Raw genomic sequence first — 21110 nt, 5'->3', positions numbered from 1 at the left:
TAGCTCCTTCCGTCTTACTTACCGTTTCTTCTTCTTACAATTAGCTTGTCAGAAGCCTTGTGGTTCTTACGAGTCTTGTAACCAAGAGCAGGTTTACCCCAAGGAGTACATGGACCTGGACGACCGACTGGTGACTTACCTTCACCACCACCGTGTGGGTGGTCATTAGGGTTCATTACAGAACCTCTTACTGTTGGTCTCCAACCCATATTTCTCTTTCTACCAGCCTTACCAATCTTAACGTTTTCGTGATCTGAGTTACCTACAACACCGATTGTAGCCATACAGTTATCAGGAACGTTTCTTAGTTCGCCGGATGGTAGTCTAAGTAGAGCCATACCGTTTTCTTTAGCCATTAGCTGTGCCATATTACCAGCTGATCTAGCTAGCTGAGCACCTCTACCTGGGTAAAGTTCAATATTGTGGATGAATGTACCTGTTGGAATAGCACTTAGTGGTAGTGCGTTACCAGGCTTAATATCTGCACTAGGACCGGCAACAACTGTGTCGCCAACCTTGAGACCTTCCGGTGCAATGATGTATGACTTTTCGCCGTCTTCATACTGAATTAGTGCGATAAATGCTGAACGGTTAGGATCATATTCTAATGTCTTAACTGTTGCAGGAATGTCAAACTTCTGTCTCTTAAAATCAATTACTCTGTACTTTCTACGGTTACCGCCGCCTCTGTGACGAACAGTAATTCTACCATAAGAGTTACGACCAGCATTCTTCTTGATTGGCTGTAGTAGACTCTTTTCAGGTGCTACCTTTGAAAGAGATGAGTAATCAGTAACCGACATATTACGGCGTGCGTTTGTGGTCGGTTTATATACCTTAATGGCCATTTGATTTCACTCTCCTCATGATGGCTTTGCGGGGTTTATGGTGAAGCCCCATACATTCTGCCTATTAATTAGTAATTTTTTAGAATTCTTAATTAGGCTTACATCATGCCTTCAAAAAATTCAATGCTCTTGCTATCTTCTGTTAGAGTAACAACAGCCTTCTTCCAAGACTTTGTATAGCCCTGTGTTCTGCCCTGTCTCTTTAGTTTGCCACGAACAGAAACTGTGTTAACCTTAGCAACTTTAACTTTGAAAGCTTCTTCAACAGCGTTAGCAATATCAATCTTTGTAGCTGTCTTAGCAACTTCAAAGGTGTACTTCTTTTCTGCAATACCCATCATTGACTTTTCAGTGATGATTGGGCGAATAATGATGTCATGAGCGATCATGCGTACACCTCCTCAATCTTAGCAATTGCACCCTCAGCGATAACTAGCTTGTCTGCATTTAGAATATCATAAACATTGATTTCGTTGTACTGACAAGTCTTAACACCAGGAATGTTATTTGCTGACTTGATAACTTTGCTATCAACTTCTGGAAGAACGATTAGTGTCTTCTTTTCAGAGCCGATTGCTTTGAGCATCTCAACCATAGTTTTTGTTTTGTAGTCGTCACAAGCGATCTTATCAACAACGATAAGTTCATCTGCAGCAACCTTTGAAGATAGAGCTGACTTCATAGCAAGTCTCTTTACCTTCTTATTTACACTGAAGCTGTAGTCTCTTGGCTTTGGAGCAAATACGATACCACCGTGTGTCCACTGTGGAGATCTTGTAGAACCCTGTCTAGCACGACCTGTACCCTTCTGTCTCCATGGCTTTCTACCACCACCGGATACTTCTGAACGAGTTAAAGCACTCTGAGTACCCTGACGCTGATTAGCAAGATAGAGAACTACCATCTGATGCATTACTGCTTCGTTTGGTTCGATAGCGAAAATAGAATCGTTTAGTTCGATTGTCTTAGCGTTTGAACCCTTCATATCAACAACGTTAATACTTGGCATTTGTAGTCCCCCTTTCTTAAGCCTTTACAGAATCTTTGATTACAACATAGCCTTTGTTAGGACCTGGAATAGCGCCCTTAATAGCAATGAGGTTGTTTTCTACATCAATCTTAACGATTTCAAGATTCTGAACTGTTACTTTTTCAGCACCTAAGTGACCGGCCATCTTCTTACCCTTGAATACACGAGAAGGAGATGAACAGCAACCCATTGAACCACCGTCTCTTACACAAGGACCTGAACCATGAGTTTCCTTAAGTCTCTGGAAATTCCAGCGCTTAATTACGCCGGCAAAGCCTTTACCTTTGCTCTTACCAGTAACATCAACTTTGTTACCAGCTTCAAAAACATCTGCTTTGATGATGTCGCCTACGTTGTAAGCATCTGTGTCTTCAAATCTAAATTCTTTAAGAACTTTCTTTGGAGCAACATCAGCCTTGTCAAAATGACCCTTCATAGGCTTGTTTACTTTGTGAGGCTTCATATCGCCGTAGCCCATCTGAACTGCTGCGTAGCCATCACTCTCAACTGTCTTTTTCATTGAAACTACACATGGGCCAGCTTCAACAACAGTTACAGGAACGAAACGTCCCTTTTCGTCGAAAATCTGAGTCATACCGACTTTCTTTCCGATTAATGCCTTCTGCATTATGTTTTCCTCCTTTTAGGTTATTGGTTGGTTTCCCAACATTTACCCTGTCTACCGGTAGGTTGAAATGAAATTATAACTTAATTTCGATGTCAACGCCTGCAGGGAGTTCTAATTTCATAAGAGCATCAACAGTTTTGTTTGATGGTCTTAGAATGTCGATAAGTCTTTTGTGAGTTCTCATTTCAAACTGCTCACGGCTGTCCTTGTACTTATGAACAGCTCTTAGAATTGTAACAACCTGCTTCTGTGTTGGTAGAGGTACAGGACCTGAAACTCTAGCACCTGTTCTCTTGGCTGTTGCAACGATTCTTTCAGCTGATTGATCAACTAACTGATGATCGTAACCCTTAAGTCTTATACGAATTTTTTCCTTGACTGCCATAATAACGCCTCCTTAAATAGTTTTGAGTTGGCGGGCGTGCTTTTAACTGATAACACATCCGGGTGTTTCACACCCTTGCATTAAAAAAACCGGATGAATTTTATTCATTCGGGCAGTTCAAAGCGCATTAAGAGCATAGTGTTACCCTATTGGGTAATATTTGCTCAATCTTAACTTAATCGCCCGGTTTAAAATCGGACATACTCCACGGAAAAACCGACTAACTGTCGCAACCTCCCGCTTCTTCGCATATCTATCGCAGTCACGCAAGGCTTATTATACTAGATTTAATGGGCTTTTTCAAGGTTTTTGCATAATTATATCATTAGAAGTTTATAAATATTTTAAAAATATTTTTGTATATTATGCACAAAGATTATATTTTTATTGCACATAAAGAATTTTCAACCTTAAAAGCCCTATAAATCGGCATTTTTGCTGCTTTTAAAGAATAATTTTACAAAAAATTCATTAACTAAAGTAAGCAGCAGCAAAAACTGAACCTAAAATAAGCACTGCACATACAATGGCAACTATACGAATTATAACCATCTGTCTTTTTCTTTTCTTCTGATAATTCATAAAATCACTCCTTCTTTGTATTATAACACACTTGATTATTTTTTCAATGGGATATATTATTATATTAGAAAATAACTTATACTATTATATATAGAAAGGAATGTGCTATATGCTACACATTTACTATGGATATGGCAAAGGCAAAACCACCTGTGCTGTCGGTATTGCAATGAGAGCTGCCGGTAGTGACAGAAAGGTGCTATTCTCTCAATTCTTAAAAGGTAATGATTCCGGTGAAAGACGCTCAATGGAACTTATACCTAACATTACTCTTACTCCTTGTCCTGACCATGTTAAATTTGTCAGAGATATGACAGATGAAGAAAAATTACAATGTCGTCAACATTGCAGAAATACATTTGAGTATTGTGCTAAAGAAGCATTAGTAGGCAAATACAATATGGTTATCTTTGATGAAATATTTATTGCAATTGAAAACAATATGCTTTCCGAAAGTGAACTTTTTGACTTCTTAGCTAATGCTCCTAAGAATATCGAAATTGTTTTAACCGGTCACAACCCAAGTGAAAAGATACTTAAACTTGCTGACTACTGTACCGAAATGAGAAAAGTTGCTCATCCTTATGACAGAGGTATCTCTGCAAGAAAAGGAATTGAATTTTAAACTATACTATATAGGTAAAGCCCCACATAATAATATGTGGGGCTTCGTTCTACCTATCCTATATTAATTAATACTTTTCAGCTACTTCGCCTAATCTTTTATAGATTGAATTTTCTGCTACATAGCCTCTAACGAATGAAAGTGGATATACATTAGTATTCTTACCGATAACAGTACCTGGGTTTAGAACTGAATTACAGCCAACCTCTACATGGTCTCCTAGCATAGCACCAAACTTCTTAACACCTGTTTCAACCTTTTTACCGTCTAGCAAAACAGTTACAAAGGTTTTGTCACTCTTTAGGTTTGATGTAATTGAACCTGCACCTGTATGTGACATATGGCCTAGGATACTGTCACCAATATAGTTAAAGTGAGGAACTTGAACACCATTAAACAGAATAGCATTCTTAAGCTCTGTAGAGTTACCAACAGTAGCACCCTTACCTACAATAGCATTACCTCTAATAAATGCACACTGTCTAACTTCAGCATCTTCATCAATAATCAGTGGACCGTGTAAATATGCTGAGTCAAAAACTTTAGCTGACTTAGCAATCCAAATGTTGTCACCTTTCTTTTCGTAAATATCAGGGTCAAGTGTATTACCTAGCTTAATAATAAAGTCACCAATTAAAGGCAAAGCCTCCCAAGGATATGTAAGACCATCAAACAAATCTTTTGCAATAGTTTCGTCTAAATTGTACAACTTCTTAATTGTTAATCTTTCCATTACAAATTTACCTCTCAATAATATTTTTATGTATCAAAAATTCTTTAAAACCTGTTTTCTTCATTAAGAAGCATACCAACAATGCAATTAAAGAACCTACAATAGCACCAACAAGTACATCTGATGGGAAATGTACAAAAACATATAACCTAGATAAGGCAATAGCTGTTGCAAGGATATATCCCAAAATAGCCCATCTCTTTTTCTTTAAAGTTACAAGCAAAGCAGTTGCTGCTGCAAAAGCACTTGCTGAATGGTTTGATGGAAAACCATAGGAATCAGGTCTTGAAACAAGCATATCTATTGATATTTTTAAATCATTATAATTACAAGGGCGAACTCTACAAATAATATTCTTTAGTGTAAATTCTGTAATCAAAGTGTCTATACCCATTGCAAGTAAAATTGCAAAGCCACAATATCTTGTTTTCTTAAAACAGATTAGTATGATTGAAATTACAATCCACACCATACCACCCTCTTGGATAAATCCAAACAGTGGCATTAAGAAGTCAAGGAAAGAACATCTTAAATGTTCTTGAATATAGTACAGAATGCTAAAATCTATTTTTGTAATATAGTCGAAAAATCCCATCTTATCCCCTTACCGAAAAAAATGCAAAGACTAAAAATCTTCGCATTTTAGTTAATTATTATTTTTCTTTAAATTCTTTGAATTTCTCCTTAATCGGAGTATATATTGGTTCAACCTTTTCTATATAGAAAGGTTTTAATTTTAGCTTTTCTATAATATAGCTGATACCACCAAAGTGAATTCTATCTTTTATCTTAATTTTACTATTAATCTTGTTACCTAAATTAGAAAACAACTCCTGAGTATTTAGCTGAGGTAGTTCATTTTCATAGTCATCTCTGTTTTTTGACCGAGTTTTCTTTGTTTTATGTAACATAGCTATTGTATAAATATAGTCACATACAAAGATAATAGCCAAAACAATAGCTGACCAAAACTGATAATCTTCCGGAATAATAGAAATCATTTTCATAAAAGCAGGATGTACTGCTTTACATAAAAGCATACAAAGCGTACCAAAGCACAATGTACCTAAAAGGCAAATTCTACCTTGAAAGTTAAATCTAATATTGCTATAATCCCACCATTTTTTATGGAAACAATTTTCCAGTATAACTGCTACTAAATATTCAATAATTGTAGCAATAGCCATACCTCCAAAGAAAATCACCCAAGAATTATCTGTTCTACCATAAAAGCAAAACACCATTGCTACTGCCCCACCACCATAAATCGGACAGTAAGGACCTTTTAGAAATCCGGAAGAAATATATCTTCCTTCCTGAACTGTATATAGTGCAGTTTCATAGGCCCAGCCAATAATGCTATATAGCATAAACGCTAAAAAATATTGCACTAAGTTCACTTTTCTCCACCTACTTCTTAACTAAACCCCTTGTCATAAGTTTACGCAAGGACACTCCCCATTCTTTGAAAACTTCTTTTAGGGTACATGTCTTGTCAAAATAACAGATGACATACGCTTCCCTACATTTTGGTGGCACAACTGTAAGTGGCCACATATGTTTCTTAATAATTTCCTTTTCTTTATCATCCAAAACAAAAGCCTTTTCAGCATTTCTAAGTGCTATTCCCGGATGATAAAAACCATGTAGGTTTATTTCTAAATCCTTATCGTGCCAATCATAAAGGAACAAATCATGAAGAAGTCCTCCTCTTGCAGCAGCACGATAATCAAGATTAAATTTCCTACAAAACTGAAAACTTTTGAAAGAAACCATCAAACAATGGTCAAAGGTTGTTGTATCTCCATGCTGAGTAAAGTTGCACATTTTCTGTACTACTTCACTTTCAATCAAATCACTTATGCAATCAAGAAACAAATCAATCTCTGACTTTGTAATTATACCGAAACAATTCAACAGCTTATCGTTAATTGTAAACACTTCCTAATCTCATATGTTATTATTATACCATTTTTCTCGTTTTTCTTTCAACAGTAAAAAAATGGAAATACACAAACAATATACATTATCGTTTGTGTATATATAACAAATTGAAGTGTTAATTTAAAATTCATCCTCTAGAAGTTTCATACAATGGTTGTATTCTTCTTCACTGATACTACCTACTTTGTATAGGTTTTCTGTTTCTTTCTTAACTCTTTCAATCTCTGTTGAGTTGTTAATAAGCTGATTTTTCCAAAGAAGATAGTTGTCCTCAGATATAATCAAATTTGCCTTTGCTTTGTAAAGTGTTTCCAGTTTATCAAGCAAAGTGACTTCATCATTACTGATAAATTCTTTCAAAATTTGATGAGTATCCTGCAAAAGTTCTTCTTTTTCTTTTTCAAACTTTTCTCTATCTTTAGCACCAAAATGATACTTCTTATCAATAGCATTTAGTGCTACTCTGTATTCCTCAATTAAGTCCTCAGGCTTAAAATCAAAGTCAAGTTTAACCTTAGCGATTTTTACCAGCTTGTTTTCTTTCCAACCAATCTTTACTCCAACAAATTGATATATAACAGTTAGCAAAGAAGTAAAAACATTTAGTGCAACTTCAGCCCACATATACCAATTATAGTTAGGGTTAATAACTAATATAGCAGTTAATAATGCCATAATAATCAGTGAGCAAATTGAAATGGGCGTATTAAGATACTTTCTATTCAGGCAAAAAGAAAGAAAATTAAAAATAATACATAGTGTTGCTACTGTAATTAGGGCGATACTTCCCTTTACAATAGGAAAACAAGAATAAATTATGTACCCACTGTAAACCGTTGTAATAGCAGTCAGTATGCCATTAATTGCCCACAAAATATTTTTATTTACTTTATATTTATTTTTTATATTGCTTATAATCCCCATACAATCAAATCCTTTTACGGAAAATATATGTAATAAGTTTTAATATACAAGCACCAATCATAAATGATCCTACATAGGTCATTAGTTCTTGATAACTACAGAAATATCCCCAACCGGTAACTGCAAGGACTTTCCACCACAAAGCAAGTACCACACCAACAACACCAATGAAAAGTATATCCATCATAAGCTGTGGAATGTTTTTTGTACTTGATAAAACCATAACACTTATTACTGCACCTACAAGGGCCAGTGTTATGACTACTACAAAATTACTGTTAGTCAAAACTTGATTAGTAGTTTCTCTGCTTGTATTTGTAGTTATTTCGGAAAGAAGTGCATTCTTAAGGTTTACTCTGGCATATATGATTAGAGCCAAAACAAAATCGCAAATAGCAAGAGTGCTAATTTTCTTTATCATAACACCAACCTCCTTATTTTTAATGGTCCACCTGACAGGACTCGAACCTGCTATCCCCAGAATCGGAATCTGATGCGTTATCCAAGTACGCTACAGGTGGATTTTTATGAAATCATTATATCATAGTATAAGGTTGTTTCGTGCTTTAAAAGAATTATGATTATGTTTTGCAAATTTTCTAAAATACTTTTAGTACATATTGAACAAAACTATAAAATTAATTATGTGCATAATGTTAATTAGCAAGTAGAACACTACCACAACAAGCATCACAATGTTTACTATAAAAATCAGATTATCCGATGCATTCTTTATAGCATAAAAAATATAACCCACCAATAGTAAAGGCAAAATACACTTTATCACAAAGCAAAACATAGGTTTTTCCAGCAGATAAATCATTATAGGATTTATTTCTTTAAATCCATTGTACTGAATTATTGTAATTGTGCAGAGATAATCGGATATATTTAAAAAAAATAATAATAATAATTTTCTTCGACAATTAGCCACCTGTAGCCCAGTTATATTCACACTTTTCACCTCACTATAGTGTAACTAAAAGCTAATAAAAAATACTTTTCTTTATAAAGAATTAAAAAAGATTTAAAAAATTTCAAAAAAATTGTTGACAAAAATTTTTCCATATGGTATAGTAAGGGAGCGTTAGAGATACGGAAAGTTCACTAACACAAAACACTACATAAGCTGGTGTAGCTCAGTTGGTAGAGCAGCTGATTTGTAATCAGCAGGTCGGGGGTTCAAGTCCGTCCACCAGCTCCAAAACAAGCCTACTAAATACAGTAGGCTTTATATATGGGAGATTTCCCGAGTGGCCAAAGGGGACAGACTGTAAATCTGCTGGCAACGCCTTCGGTGGTTCGAATCCACCATCTCCCACCAATAAGAACCGTTCGTTTGAATGGTTCTTATTTTTTTGTTTTAATTTTTATATTCTATATTGTTACTGTAATTTATTGCCCTTTCCCCTATGTGTATTGCGATAAATTAGGGTTTTTCAATTTTGTCTGTGAGTTAAGATTAATTCGATAAATTTGGGTTTGTGGTGATGTTTAAATACTAAAAAGTGTATACTATGTCCTTTCTCTCTTGTATACCAAGTTATTGCACAATTAATAATATAACAATATTTTGTAGAATAAACAGTACCGATTTTTATATCATATTATGGCTCACAGATGTAGGGGCGAACATTGTTCGCCCGTTTAATAGTAAAATGTTTTATGTAACTTAGTCCTATGTAGAAACTAAAAATTATAACTTACCATATAGGGCAAAGTACCTATATACAGGCTAGTTTGTTACGGGACATCAATGATGTCCCCTACAACTGTGAGACATAGTTTTTATATTATTTTAGGTGCATATTCTCACTATAAATTTTTTCTTTATAGCCGATTGAATTTAAAAGAAATTTTCCTTTACACTCAATAAAAATTAAAAGACAAACCCTAATTTGCAGAACGGATAAATCTTTACCCACAAACAAAATTGAAAAAACTTCTCTCATAAACAAACAAAAATCAAAATATTTTCAATTTTGTATGTGCTAAAATGATATGACCCAATAAAAAAGAGGAGTAACTTCAAAATATGGTATAATGGAATCGCTAAAAAAACATTAACCTAAGAAAGAAGTACTCCTCATGAATATGATAACACAAGAAGCAAAGAAAAAGCAAGCCATAGTAAAATACGCACTAAAAAAAGGAAAAAGCAAAGCAAGTAGAATGTACGGTGTAAGTCTTTCAAGCGTAAAGAGATGGTGTAAACAATATGACGGTACCTGGCAATCGCTATTGCCTAAATCACACAGACCACATAGTCATCCTAACAGGCACACAAAAAGAGAAGAAAGACAAATTAGAAATTCTTTCAAAAAGTGCTATGAAAGATATGGATGGGATGGAGTATACAGTGATTTAAAGAGAAAAGGATATACAAGAAGCTACTCAGGAATGATATATGCAGCTAAAAGAATGGGCTTAGTAAAATATAAAAAGACCAAGAAAAAGAGCCGTAAGCATAGAAGATATCCGGAACTGTTAATACCTGGAGAAAAGGTGCAGATAGATGTAAAAGAAGTGCCATATAATTGCTTAAGAGGTAAGGCTTTAAGGGACGGAAAGCATTTTTATCAATGGACTGCAATAGATGAATGTACAAGGATGAGATTTGTATATGGGTTTGAAGAACATACACCTGAAAACTCAACCAAATTCTTGAAAATGTTATTGAAAGAATTTCCGTTTAAAATACAGACTATTCAAACAGATAACGGAATAGAGTTCACATATAAATATCAGAGCAGTGAAGTGAAAAGTCCTTTTGAAATAGAATTAAACAAACTAGGTATAAATCATAAATTAATACCACCACGAACACCTTGGCACAACGGAAAGGTAGAAAGAAGTCATAGAAACGACCAAAGATATTTCTATGAATGGGAAACATTCAGAAATATTGAAGAATTAAACACAAAATTAAAAGGACATTTGGAATGGAGTAATAACAAAACAATGAGAACACTTGATTACAAGAGTCCAATGCAGTTATTGAGTGAAAAGTTAGAATTGAAATCCATTCATTAATTAATATTCATAATCAAAAGTCAGTAAAACAAGCGAAATATTAAATCGTATTTTATTTTTACCCTAAAATGGGTCATATCTATTTACAACACAGAACAAAAATCAAAATATTTTCAATTTTTTCTTGACAACAGATTATTATTGTGTTATAGTAGTGGAGCGTCAGTAATTTGGAACGCAAATTACCGGATAAAACTACATAAGCTGGTGTAGCTCAGTTGGTAGAGCAGCTGATTTGTAATCAGCAGGTCGGGGGTTCAAGTCCGTCCACCAGCTCCAAAAACAAGCCTACTTAATATAGTAGGCTTTATAATATGGGAGATTTCCCGAGTGGCCAAAGGGGACAGACTGTAAATCTGCTGGCAACGCCTTCGGTGGTTCGAATCCACCATCTCCCACCAATAAGAACCGTTCGTTTGAATGGTTCTTATTTTTATATCTATTTTTTTCTGATTATCTTTTCAGCCACATATAATAATTTTATGCAAAATAAAAGGACTATCAAACGATAGTCCTAATTTAATATTAGATTGGGCAATTATGAGAAATTACCATACACAAGGTTTTCAGCTTCTTCAACAGAAATATCCATTGAACAAGAAAGTTCCGAAAATAGATTTCTTGATGAAATTCTCATATACTTTTCATCAATAGCAGAAAGGCTCTTCCCTACTCTCTGACGCTTTTTCTTTCTAGCTACAAAGTACTTTAGCATAGCAACCAATACTTCCGGAGTAGCCTCTTTCATACATTTTCTATATGCTTCATCTCTAAACCTATCAAATTTAACATCAATAGGATCAACTTGAGGAATATTGTCAATCAATCCCTCTGCCTCTGCCTTAGTCATAGGTGAACGCATATTCTCTTCATTTTCTTGTGGTATGTAATAAACATTATCACTTTTCTGAATATCGTGCATAACATAGTAATTTTTTCTAATCTTGCTATGAGGCATCTTCATTCTTTCAATTCTGTCAATTACACAGGCAACACCATTGCTGTTGATTACCTTGTCACCCTCTTGATACATCTTTCATTCTCCATTCATTCAAATAACACTGTTTAAATCTGAGTTTCTTAATAATTCGATTTATTACTCATATATTTCTTACATATATATTATATCACATTTTATAAAAATTTCACATACCTTTAAAAGTAAAATTTCTTGCGAAAAACCACTTAATTTTACAGAAAAATGCACAAAAAATAAACAATTAATTATTGACAAATTAGAGAACCACTGATATAATTAAAAATACTGTTAGGGCCAATAGCTCAGTTGGTCAGAGCCACCGGCTCATAACCGGTTGGTCCGGGGTTCGAATCCCTGTTGGCCCACCATAGAACGCATTAGCATTTGCTAGTGCGTTTTTTTATTGTATATAAATAGTTTTAGTTGTATAATTGTATTATTACACATAAAGGGGTTTTATTATGAATAATGAACTAAATTATAAATTAGTTAAAACTGATGATGAAATTCATTCTTTTTATCATCTTGCTGACAAGGTATGGCACGAGTATTTTCCTTGTATTCTTGAGAAAGAACAAATTGACTATATGGTAGAAATGTTCTTTAGTAAAGATGCTATGGATAAGCAGATTAAAAGTGGCTATGAATTTTATTTTGTACAGAAAGATAATGAAAACATAGGTTTCATTGTTGTTCATCCGGAAGAAGAAAAGTTATTTTTAAGCAAACTTTACCTAACACTAGAAAACAGAGGTAAAGGATACGCAAGTAAGATGATGAACTTTGTTATCGCAAGAGCTAAAGAGCTAAAGAAGAAATCAGTTTACTTAACTGTAAATAAATACAACAAGCACACAATTGATGTGTATAACCATTGTGGCTACAAAACAATAAGAAGTGAACAAACTGACATTGGCAAAGGTTATATTATGGATGACTATGTAATGGAACTTACATTATAAGCCAAAATACCCCTATTTATTTGACTACTGCACTTTAATGTGGTAAAATGATAAAGACTTTTTATTATGGAGGGGTATTATGACAACATCCAACATATGCATATTAATATCCATTGTAGCATATCTTTTCCTTGTGCTAATAATCGGTGTTGTATGTGCTAGACAAAACAATTCTGTAGATGACTTTTATTTAGGTGGCAGAAAACTAGGTCCACTTGTAACTGCAATGAGTGCTGAGGCCTCTGATATGAGTTCTTGGCTACTTATGGGACTTCCAGGTGTTGCATACCTAAGTGGTGCTAGTGAGGCTGTGTGGACAGCTTTAGGCCTGGCAATCGGTACATATTTTAACTGGCTAATTGTTTCTAAAAGACTTCGTAACTATAGCCAAAAGATTGACGCTATTACTATTCCGGAATTTTTCTCAAAAAGATTTGGTGAAAAGAATAAGGTTATTATGGCAATTTCAGCAGTAGTAATCATTGTATTCTTTGTTCCATATACTGCATCAGGTTTTGCTGCTTGTGGTAAGCTATTCAGTACAGTATTTGGTCTTGAATACCATTTAGCAATGGTAATCTCTGCACTTGTTATTGTGGGTTACACAACTATCGGTGGTTTCCTTGCAGCATCAACAACAGACTTTATGCAAAGTATCATTATGACAGTTGCATTAATTGTTATTCTTGGTTTTGGTATTTATTCTGCCGGTGGCTTTGAAAATGTTATTGCTAATGCTCAGTCACTTCCGGGTTACTTTAGCTTAACAGAAAGCTTTGATGCAGCTACAAAAACATCAACACCATTTAGCTTACTTTCAATATTCTCACTACTGGCTTGGGGTCTTGGTTACTTTGGTATGCCACATATCTTACTAAGATTTATGGCTATTGGTGACAGTAAGCAGCTAAAGCTATCAAGAAGAGTTGCAACAGTATGGGTTGTTATTTCACTTGCAATTGCAGTATTTATCGGTTTCGTTGGTCTTGCTATGACAAACAACGGCACTCTTGAACACTTAGCAGATAGTGAAACTATCATTGTAAGCATTGCAAATCTACTTTCTAAGAATGGTATTGTATTTGCTTTACTAGCCGGTGTTATCTTGGCCGGTATCTTAGCATCAACAATGAGTACTGCCGATAGTCAGTTATTAGCTGCTTCTTCCGGTGTATCTGAAAACATTGTTGGTGGATTATTTAAAGTTAAAACTTCCGAGAAATCAGCAATGATTATTGCCAGAGTTACACTTCTTGTAATCTCTGTTATAGCAGTTATTATGGCTTGGGACCCTAACTCATCAGTATTCCAAATTGTATCATTTGCTTGGGCCGGTTTTGGTGCAGCATTTGGTCCTGTTGTACTATGTGCTTTGTTCTGGAAAAGAGCTAACAAGTACGGTGCTTTCTCCGGTATGTTTGTAGGTGGTGCTATGGTATTTGTATGGAAGTACCTAATCGCTCCAATCGGTGCATCTAATCCGGACCTTTCATTCTTAAATATTTACGAACTACTACCTGCTTTCTTAGCCGGTTTAATCGTAATTATTGTTGTTAGCTTACTAACTAAAAAGCCTAGTCAGGACATTGTAGATACTTTTGAAGAAGTAAAGAAAATGAATTGATTTTAAATTATAGGAATTTATAATTTTACAATAAGTTTATTATAACAGATAAGGATACCATCACCGGTATCCTTATTTTTTTGCTATTTTGATTTTAACTAAGTATTCGTAAATTTACTATATTAACACTAGAACAATTGATACAGCCTAAATTTAAGGATATATAGGCATAGCAAAAGGCTATTGCCTCATTGCAACAGCCTCTGCTTATTTCTCGTCCGAATCATCTTTAACTATATGATTATAAACATCATCAATCTTTTTCATTTTTGGGTCATCAATTTCTGATGACTTTTTCTTTTCTTTTTCTAATCTTTCTTCCTCTTGAAGACGCTTAATAATATCATTAATATCAGCCTTAGGTTTTGCATTACCTGTAAGAACTCTTATGAAATTAACAAGTTCATCAAGGAAGATTAGTATAATCAGTAGCAAGAATATTACCAGACCCCATGGAGACAAAAACAAGTTATACAAAGAATTAACAAGTGGTATTTTTGTCACAAATTTTGCTTTAACTTGGCTTATCTTTATTGGATGGTCAGGTGTATTGTTGGCAACACCTTGAGTTTGCAACATTGTGTTGCCACTATCGTCTTTATAAGGAGGGTAGATTATAATAACAAGTGCAACACTAAAAAAATAGACAATATGAAAACCAACGTGTAAAATGTAGTTGCAACACCAAACATAATACGGAGGTAATCATATTGTCATATACACATCTTACACTAATTGAAAGAGAATGTCTACAAGAATTTTACGAAAAAGGATATAGCATAAGAAAAATTGCAAAAATACTTGAACGAAGTCCTTCTACAATCAGCAGAGAATTAAAACGGAATTTTAGTAAAAAACGCAAACACTATCATTCTTGGGGCGCACATGTAAAATATTTAGTAAGAAGAAAGGATTGTCATAGAAAAAATAATTTACTCATATACACAGATATATATAATTATGTATTTGATAAATTACATTCCTTTTGGTCACCGGAAATAATAGCCGATAAATGGAATTTAAATCATAATATAAAGATTTCTTTTCTTCTATTTATCGTGCAATTCGTTCCAAATTATTCCCGGTATTTCACCTGCATCACATCTTAGAAGAAGAGGAAAACCTTACAGAACTGAGCGTAAGACCTACACTAAACATTCTGAAAAATCAATTCATAATCGTGATTCTGTAATTGATGAGAGAGGAAGATTTGGTGATTATGAGGGAGATACAATTTACGGTTCAGTTGGAAAAGGCTATCTTGTTACTGCTATTGATAGAAAATCAAGATTTCTTGTAGCTGCTACCTGTAAAGATAAATCTATTTCATCAATTAATTCAGCTTTTAGAGAAGCTTTTGAAAAAGCTTCTTTAAAAATCAAGCCACTTACATTAACTTTAGATAATGGTTCTGAATTTAACGGATATGCTGATATTGAAAAAGATTTAGATTTAGAAATATATTTTGCAGATGTTCATGCTCCTTGGCAACGAGGTTCAAATGAAAATATCAATGGACTATTAAGATTTTTCTTTCCAAGAGGTACTGATTTCAGAAAAGTCACAAGAGCACAACTTGATGCAGTCCTTGATAAAATCAATAATAGACCTAGAAAATGTTTAGACCTTCTTTCACCTATTGACTATTTTAATCAAAGTGTTGCACTTGGTTTGACAATCTAAGGAGCCTTTGTTAAATATGCACTAATCTTTAGTACTCATAACAAAGGAAAAACAGTACTATCTTTTCAATCTAATCTTTACTACTTTATCTATCTCAGTACAAACACCTTGAAAATTTCTGTCCAAATCATAGTTAGAAATTCTTAAAACATACAATCCGATTTTTTCAAGGGTCCTTGTTCTCAAATCATCCTTTGCCTTCTCATCATCTCTATAATGTTGACTACCGTCCAATTCAATTACCAACTGGGCTTTAGCACAATAGAAATCAACAATGTAATTATCTATTACCTTTTGTCTTTGAAAGCGAATAGGATATTTGGATAAATAATCATACCATAAGTGCCTTTCTTGTGGTGTAAGATTATTTCTAAGATTAATAGCATTTTTGATTAATTTTGAATTATAATCTAGTGACATTATGTCTCTTTATCATCCTCAACTGAGAATGTCATAGACATTTTCATATGGCCACCAAGGATTTCGTTGATACATTCAGGGTCATTACCCTCAACCCACATTAGGACTGTATATTTATCAACTTGATTTGGCTTAAAGTTTTCACTTTTGGTTGTCATAATTTCTTTATCATTTATCCAAGCCTTAGAACTAAGTGATTTTGGAATAAACTTGCTATCGTCTTCCGGTTCATTACTTTTATGCTTTTTGTGAGCATAAACAGTAGGTTTACCGTTTTTGAAAACAATAATTCTAACTGCTTCATCCATACTCTTGGCAGCACCCTTATTAATAAGAGTTGCATCATAAGATAGGGACTGATTACCAACATTCTTACAATAGAATGTATAAGCTAAGTAGTTTTCACCGGCGTTATTAGTACCGGCAATTTTCTTTTTATTATTGTTACTGTCACCGTTATGACTACCACCGTCAATGGACTTATCCTTACTTGACACATATTTATCTAAATAAGAAATATCACCGTCTATTGTCATATTATCAGTTAGCCAAGCATATGTAATGTTGGTTACATTATCAACACCTTTACCGGATAAAACTGTTTCAGGATGTTTGAAGTCTGAAGTTTCAGAAAGGATAATACCCTTTTGGTCAGCTAGTCGGTCAACATCAATAACAAGGTCACCGGCTCTTGTCCACCAAAACATTAGTAACCACAAGCAAAGTAGAAAAGCTATTAAAAGTAAACTTAACCAAAACAGAAGTCTCTTTCTTCTTCTGGTTTTATCTAGGACTTCAGCATCTCTTGCTTGTCTAAACTCACCGTAGGAACTTTCCTTACCGGTTTCTCTAGCACCTTTTTGGGTTAATTTACTAAGGTCACTTGGAGTAAAGTCCACATTTTCATTTTTCTTTTTCTTAAACAACTTTTATCTCCTCCCTATCTTAGTAAATTTTATGAATTAACCTGCGTCAGCTTCCCCACCGAATGTTAGGATTGCTTCCATAGTTGATTCTTGGATTTTGTTAACACATTCAGGGTCTTCACCCTCAAACCAAACTCTAACAGTTACTTTCTGTGGAGTTAGTTTCTTAAGGTCACAAACCTTGTTTGCATCACTGTAAGTCATTGGCCTTGACAAATCAAATGTTGTTTGACCTGCAACTGCTGAACCTTTGTTTGGTTCATATATAATAGTTCTGCCTTCTTCATTAGTAAAGCTAAAGCGAACTGCCTTAACAATATCAGCCTTGTCACCTGTTTCTTTAGTAGAAACCTGAGTACCTTTGATTCTGTTTTCATTGTCAGCATCATTAGTAAGGTGAACTGTTAAATCTTTAGTTGAAATTAAGTAAAGGTCAAATTCTAGGAAAGTGTTTTTGTTTCTTTCCATATCTCTGCCACTTCTGCTTTTAAATGCTCTACCGTTTGAAGAAGTAACAGGATCAAGAATTTGGTCTTTCATTGTTGTATTAAATCTATCGGTTAGTTCCTTATCAATCATAGCACCTGTTACAGTCTTTACATATTGTTTAAAGTTACTACCGTGATTTTCTGTACTAATTCTAAGGTCCGGTGCAGTACCAATAGTCATATCTAACTTTTCAACATTAGCAAGTGTACTAATAGTAAACCAAGCGAATGTTACTAAAATTAAACTCATAAATGAAATGAATAACAACACTAGACTGGTCTTTCTACGAACACGCACATTGACTTTATCCATTATTTCTTTTTCAGCAAGAGCCTTTTGAAGTTCAAAGGTTAATTCATCTTTGTTATCCATCATTGCACCACCTTATTTCCCCTTTTAATAGATAGTTCACAAACCGTACATAAACTATCGGAACATTTATTATTATGCTACAATTTAGTTGTTTCTTCAACAATGTGTCCAAGTTTCTACCTTTTCCATAGTCAAAATTGCTACAATTTATGCAAAAGTTCACAAAACCATCAAATCAAGAGCAAAGTTGCACAATAAGAATAATTAATTTATTACAAAATGCACAAACAGAATTTACCATTTAAAACATATAGATATTTTGCATAAAATTCACACAATTTAAATTGTGAACATGTTGTAAACATACATAAGATAATTCTTTAACAAAATTATAATTGCGTACATTTCTACAGAACAAATATAATTTAAAAAAATATGTGTTAAATGTTTATTTTTGTCTGATTATGTGGTATCATAGAGAAAAACGATTTAGGAAGTATTATATATGAAAGTGAAATCAATTATTATTACAACTATACTTGTAATATTAGCTATCATTTCAGTTATTTGTGCCGGTCTTACCCTTTATGGTGTTGACATTGTTGAAGAAGCCAAAAATGTGCTGAACATAACTACAAATGCTCAGTCAGTTAGCTTTAAGACAAAAGAAATTACCTTAGGTGTTGGTCAAGAATCTTCTCTTGATGTTGTTCTTTCTCCTAAGGATGCAAAAAACACTTATAAACTTACTTCTACAGACAACAGCATTGTTAAAGTTTCCGGTAACAAAGTTGTGGCACTTAAGAAAGGCGACTGTTCTATTAAGGTAACAACTGATAATGACATTACTAATTATGCTGACATTACTGTTGTATCAGCACCTAAGAAAATCTCTGCACCTAAAAAAATAGTTATGGCTAATAACGAAAGCTACACCTTTAAACCGGATGACAGTGAAAATACACCTAGTGACTTCTATACATATAATATAGATAAAGAAAATATTGCTACTATTGATAAGAATGGCACAATAAAAGCAATATCAAAAGGTAATGCAACTATTACAATCACAAGTTACAATGGTATTGAAAAGAAAGTTAAGCTACAAATATTTAATGAACCTACTAGCTTTAAGCTAAACTTAGCTCGCACAACAATGGGTGTTGGTGGTACAATAAATATTGTTCCGGAATTTAATAAAAATGAAGGTACTTCAAGCTACACATTCACTACAGACAATGACCACATTGTTTCTGTTGATAATAAGGGTTTTGTAAAGGCACTTAGAGAAGGTGAGGCTAATGTTACCTGTACTTTATACAACAACCTTTCTGCTACTTGCAAAATTATTGTTACAGAACAAAAGGCTAAAATCCGTAAAAACCTAGACAGAACAAAACCTATGGTAGCACTTACATTTGATGATGGTCCTGATGCAAGTAACACAGAGCAAATTCTAAAATCACTAAAGAGTGTAAACGGTAGAGCAACATTCTTCCTAGTTGGTTCTAGAATTGAAGGTGAAGAAGATATTGTTCAACAAGAATTTAATGCCGGTCATGAAATCGGTAATCACTCTTGGGATCACCAATATGCAAGTAACATCAGTGAGAAAAAGCAAAGAGCTGAAATGAGCAAGACAAATGAGGCTATTAAGAAAGTAATCGGTGAATATCCTACTGTTTTCCGTTGTCCGGGTGGTATTACTTCTAATGTATATGAAACTGAAAACATTAACCCTATTATCCTATGGTCAATTGATACTCTAGACTGGAGTACAAAGAGCAGTCAGGCTACATTTAATGCAATTAAGAGTGTATTCAAGAAAGGTCAGAACCTTGATGGCGACATTGTTCTAATGCACGATATTCAAGACTCAACTCCAAAGGCAGTTGCAAACATTGTTAAGTATCTTGATAAAAAGGGTTATCAGCTGGTTACTGTTTCTGAACTTGCTTACTACAGAAACACAACTATGAAAAATGGTGAAACATATTCTTGTTTCTACCCTACAACAAACTATTCTCAAAAGAGAAACAACAGTAATACAAACAGTAACCAAACTGAGTTCAATACAAACCAAAGTAACAACTCAAACAATACAACAAGTACAACAGCAGCAAACAATCAAAATGATATGACAAATAATACAACACCTACTGTTGACTAAAACAAAAGAATTAAGGAGTGGCCAAAACGGTCACTCCTTTTTTGTTTGAAAAAATTTTAATTTTAAATAAACTTCTGTAAATCGAAGTTAGAAGTATCAACTTCTTTATCAAAATCGACTTTAGTTACCTTATCAAGGAAAATCTTATTTAATTCTCTATACTTTTCAATATCCTCATCAGCAATACCATCTGTAACTTGATGAATTAGGTTAAATAATTTTTCCTTTCGCTTAAGAATAACAGGTTCTGCAACTTCTTTATTAATGAAAATTCTTAGAACTCTTCTATTCTTTTCATCAACTGAGGTAGTTACATAGTTACCTTTTCTTAAAGTTTCTACTTCTCTTGAAATTAGGCCTTTGCTAAACTCTAGGCTATCTGCAAGGTCACTAACTGTGTTTAACTCCGGATAGTATCTTAGTGTTGTTAAAATCTGTAAACCACAAACGCTTACCTTTTCCCCTTCTACAGAAAGTTTGCTGAATGTACGGTAAGCCTTTAGTGTTGTTTTTACAACACGCATAACCTCTACACCGGTGTCATGTAAAAATTTTTCGTCCATCATAAACCACTCTTCCTTTTACATAGTAAACAATCCTACATCACTATGTTAACAAATATCTTTTTAGTTGTCAATGTTATCGTACTAAAAAGAAAACAAATAATAAATCAGCAATCTAATTTAAAATTCATTTATATATATTACTGCACATTTGTTTATTTTCATATAGTAAATATTGCATATACATATCATTATTTTTACATTTTGTTGTTGTTATATTCATTGGTATTGATATTTGTATTTTGAATTT

23 protein-coding genes, 6 tRNA genes and 1 pseudogene are annotated in these 21110 nt (G+C 33.8%); 11 read left to right on the top strand and 19 right to left on the bottom strand.

Annotated elements, in window-relative coordinates; all coding sequences use genetic code 11:
* Positions 1-14 precede the first annotated feature (14 nt).
* From rplB to rpsJ, 5 genes are all read right to left on the bottom strand, one after another.
* Positions 15-848 (bottom strand): 50S ribosomal protein L2, encoded by an 834-nt coding sequence (rplB, locus tag E5Z56_RS06945; protein ID WP_022505524.1) that lies wholly within the window; start codon positions 846-848, stop codon positions 15-17.
* A gap of 98 nt (positions 849-946) precedes the next feature.
* On the bottom strand, positions 947-1237 hold the full coding sequence (gene rplW / locus E5Z56_RS06940; RefSeq protein WP_022505525.1) for a 50S ribosomal protein L23: 291 nt from the start codon (positions 1235-1237) through the stop codon (positions 947-949).
* Complete coding sequence (gene rplD / locus E5Z56_RS06935; protein WP_022505526.1) at positions 1234-1857, bottom strand: 50S ribosomal protein L4; 624 nt, start codon at positions 1855-1857, stop codon at positions 1234-1236. Before rplD ends, rplW begins: the two co-directional genes overlap by 4 nt.
* 16 nt (positions 1858-1873) lie before the next feature.
* Positions 1874-2506 carry a 50S ribosomal protein L3 gene (rplC, locus tag E5Z56_RS06930; protein ID WP_022505527.1) on the bottom strand — a complete coding sequence of 211 codons (633 nt, stop codon included), beginning with the start codon at positions 2504-2506 and terminating at the stop codon, positions 1874-1876.
* Between the two features lie 73 nt (positions 2507-2579).
* Positions 2580-2891: a 30S ribosomal protein S10 gene (gene rpsJ, locus E5Z56_RS06925; RefSeq protein WP_022505528.1), complete on the bottom strand. Its 312-nt coding sequence runs from the start codon at positions 2889-2891 to the stop codon at positions 2580-2582.
* 691 nt (positions 2892-3582) lie between these two features.
* Between rpsJ and E5Z56_RS06920 the strand changes: the two genes are divergently transcribed.
* Positions 3583-4098 (top strand): cob(I)yrinic acid a,c-diamide adenosyltransferase, encoded by a 516-nt coding sequence (locus E5Z56_RS06920; RefSeq protein WP_138157180.1) that lies wholly within the window; start codon positions 3583-3585, stop codon positions 4096-4098.
* 67 nt (positions 4099-4165) lie between these two features.
* Here E5Z56_RS06920 and E5Z56_RS06915 read toward each other — a convergent pair whose 3' ends face one another.
* From E5Z56_RS06915 to E5Z56_RS12195, 8 genes are all read right to left on the bottom strand, one after another.
* The gene (locus E5Z56_RS06915; RefSeq protein ID WP_138157179.1) at positions 4166-4831 is read right to left on the bottom strand and encodes an LbetaH domain-containing protein; all 666 of its coding nucleotides are present in this window, start codon (positions 4829-4831) and stop codon (positions 4166-4168) included.
* Between the two features lie 7 nt (positions 4832-4838).
* Positions 4839-5426 (bottom strand): phosphatase PAP2 family protein, encoded by a 588-nt coding sequence (locus tag E5Z56_RS06910; protein WP_138157177.1) that lies wholly within the window; start codon positions 5424-5426, stop codon positions 4839-4841.
* A 58-nt stretch (positions 5427-5484) separates the two neighbouring features.
* A complete protein-coding gene (locus tag E5Z56_RS06905; protein WP_138157175.1) occupies positions 5485-6231 on the bottom strand; it encodes a putative ABC transporter permease in 747 nt (248 codons plus the stop codon).
* Positions 6232-6241: 10 nt separating this feature from the next.
* Positions 6242-6772, bottom strand: coding sequence for an HD domain-containing protein (locus E5Z56_RS06900; protein ID WP_232842413.1), 531 nt, complete (start codon positions 6770-6772; stop codon positions 6242-6244).
* Positions 6773-6895: 123 nt separating this feature from the next.
* Positions 6896-7699: a hypothetical protein gene (locus E5Z56_RS06895; RefSeq protein WP_138157174.1), complete on the bottom strand. Its 804-nt coding sequence runs from the start codon at positions 7697-7699 to the stop codon at positions 6896-6898.
* A 4-nt stretch (positions 7700-7703) separates the two neighbouring features.
* Entirely contained in the window at positions 7704-8120 is a 417-nt protein-coding gene (locus E5Z56_RS06890) for a hypothetical protein (protein WP_138157172.1), read from the bottom strand.
* A gap of 23 nt (positions 8121-8143) precedes the next feature.
* Positions 8144-8220, bottom strand: a tRNA-Arg gene (locus tag E5Z56_RS06885).
* Between the two features lie 89 nt (positions 8221-8309).
* The gene (locus E5Z56_RS12195) at positions 8310-8633 is read right to left on the bottom strand and encodes a DUF5658 family protein (RefSeq protein ID WP_408638887.1); all 324 of its coding nucleotides are present in this window, start codon (positions 8631-8633) and stop codon (positions 8310-8312) included.
* A 194-nt stretch (positions 8634-8827) separates the two neighbouring features.
* Between E5Z56_RS12195 and E5Z56_RS06880 the strand changes: the two genes are divergently transcribed.
* The 5 genes from E5Z56_RS06880 (at position 8828) to E5Z56_RS06860 (ending at position 11133) form a co-directional block, all read left to right on the top strand.
* Positions 8828-8903, top strand: a tRNA-Thr gene (locus E5Z56_RS06880).
* 35 nt (positions 8904-8938) lie between these two features.
* Positions 8939-9023 (top strand) — tRNA-Tyr (locus E5Z56_RS06875).
* A 770-nt stretch (positions 9024-9793) separates the two neighbouring features.
* On the top strand, positions 9794-10732 hold the full coding sequence (locus E5Z56_RS06870) for a DDE-type integrase/transposase/recombinase (protein WP_175405408.1): 939 nt from the start codon (positions 9794-9796) through the stop codon (positions 10730-10732).
* Positions 10733-10935: 203 nt separating this feature from the next.
* A tRNA-Thr gene (locus E5Z56_RS06865) sits at positions 10936-11011 on the top strand.
* Positions 11012-11048: 37 nt separating this feature from the next.
* Positions 11049-11133, top strand: a tRNA-Tyr gene (locus E5Z56_RS06860).
* A 137-nt stretch (positions 11134-11270) separates the two neighbouring features.
* On the opposite strand, the gene E5Z56_RS06855 is transcribed toward E5Z56_RS06860, so the two are convergent.
* Positions 11271-11765 (bottom strand): CarD family transcriptional regulator, encoded by a 495-nt coding sequence (locus E5Z56_RS06855; protein ID WP_022505684.1) that lies wholly within the window; start codon positions 11763-11765, stop codon positions 11271-11273.
* A gap of 237 nt (positions 11766-12002) precedes the next feature.
* Here E5Z56_RS06855 and E5Z56_RS06850 point away from each other — a divergent pair.
* The 3 genes from E5Z56_RS06850 (at position 12003) to E5Z56_RS06840 (ending at position 14297) form a co-directional block, all read left to right on the top strand.
* Positions 12003-12079 (top strand) — tRNA-Ile (locus E5Z56_RS06850).
* Positions 12080-12172: 93 nt separating this feature from the next.
* A complete protein-coding gene (locus E5Z56_RS06845; protein ID WP_138157169.1) occupies positions 12173-12673 on the top strand; it encodes a GNAT family N-acetyltransferase in 501 nt (166 codons plus the stop codon).
* Between the two features lie 79 nt (positions 12674-12752).
* Entirely contained in the window at positions 12753-14297 is a 1545-nt protein-coding gene (locus E5Z56_RS06840; protein ID WP_138157168.1) for a sodium/proline symporter, read from the top strand.
* Between the two features lie 207 nt (positions 14298-14504).
* Here the strand turns inward: E5Z56_RS06840 and E5Z56_RS06835 are convergent, their stop codons facing one another.
* Complete coding sequence (locus E5Z56_RS06835) at positions 14505-14876, bottom strand: hypothetical protein (protein WP_138157166.1); 372 nt, start codon at positions 14874-14876, stop codon at positions 14505-14507.
* A gap of 131 nt (positions 14877-15007) precedes the next feature.
* Between E5Z56_RS06835 and E5Z56_RS12315 the strand changes: the two are divergent.
* A pseudogene (locus E5Z56_RS12315) lies at positions 15008-15980 on the top strand (IS30 family transposase).
* 57 nt (positions 15981-16037) lie between these two features.
* Here the strand turns inward: E5Z56_RS12315 and E5Z56_RS06820 are convergent.
* From E5Z56_RS06820 to E5Z56_RS06810, 3 genes are read right to left on the bottom strand one after another with little or no spacing between them, the layout of a single operon-like run.
* Complete coding sequence (locus tag E5Z56_RS06820) at positions 16038-16400, bottom strand: endonuclease domain-containing protein (RefSeq protein ID WP_138157164.1); 363 nt, start codon at positions 16398-16400, stop codon at positions 16038-16040.
* On the bottom strand, positions 16400-17326 hold the full coding sequence (locus E5Z56_RS06815) for a hypothetical protein (protein ID WP_138157162.1): 927 nt from the start codon (positions 17324-17326) through the stop codon (positions 16400-16402). The genes E5Z56_RS06820 and E5Z56_RS06815 overlap by 1 nt, the downstream gene beginning before the upstream one ends.
* A gap of 36 nt (positions 17327-17362) precedes the next feature.
* Positions 17363-18190 (bottom strand): hypothetical protein, encoded by an 828-nt coding sequence (locus E5Z56_RS06810; RefSeq protein ID WP_138157161.1) that lies wholly within the window; start codon positions 18188-18190, stop codon positions 17363-17365.
* 442 nt (positions 18191-18632) lie between these two features.
* Between E5Z56_RS06810 and E5Z56_RS06805 the strand changes: the two genes are divergently transcribed.
* A complete protein-coding gene (locus tag E5Z56_RS06805; protein WP_138157159.1) occupies positions 18633-20297 on the top strand; it encodes a polysaccharide deacetylase family protein in 1665 nt (554 codons plus the stop codon).
* Positions 20298-20359: 62 nt separating this feature from the next.
* Here E5Z56_RS06805 and E5Z56_RS06800 read toward each other — a convergent pair whose 3' ends face one another.
* Positions 20360-20863 (bottom strand): helix-turn-helix domain-containing protein, encoded by a 504-nt coding sequence (locus tag E5Z56_RS06800; protein WP_138157157.1) that lies wholly within the window; start codon positions 20861-20863, stop codon positions 20360-20362.
* Between the last annotated feature and the right edge of the window lie 247 nt (positions 20864-21110).

Origin of the sequence: Ruminococcus bovis (assembly GCF_005601135.1) — a bacterium.
Lineage (GTDB): Bacteria > Bacillota > Clostridia > Oscillospirales > Acutalibacteraceae > Ruminococcoides > Ruminococcoides bovis.
Note: the sequence above shows the minus strand (reverse complement) of the source record. Positions and strands in the feature narration are given on the sequence as shown.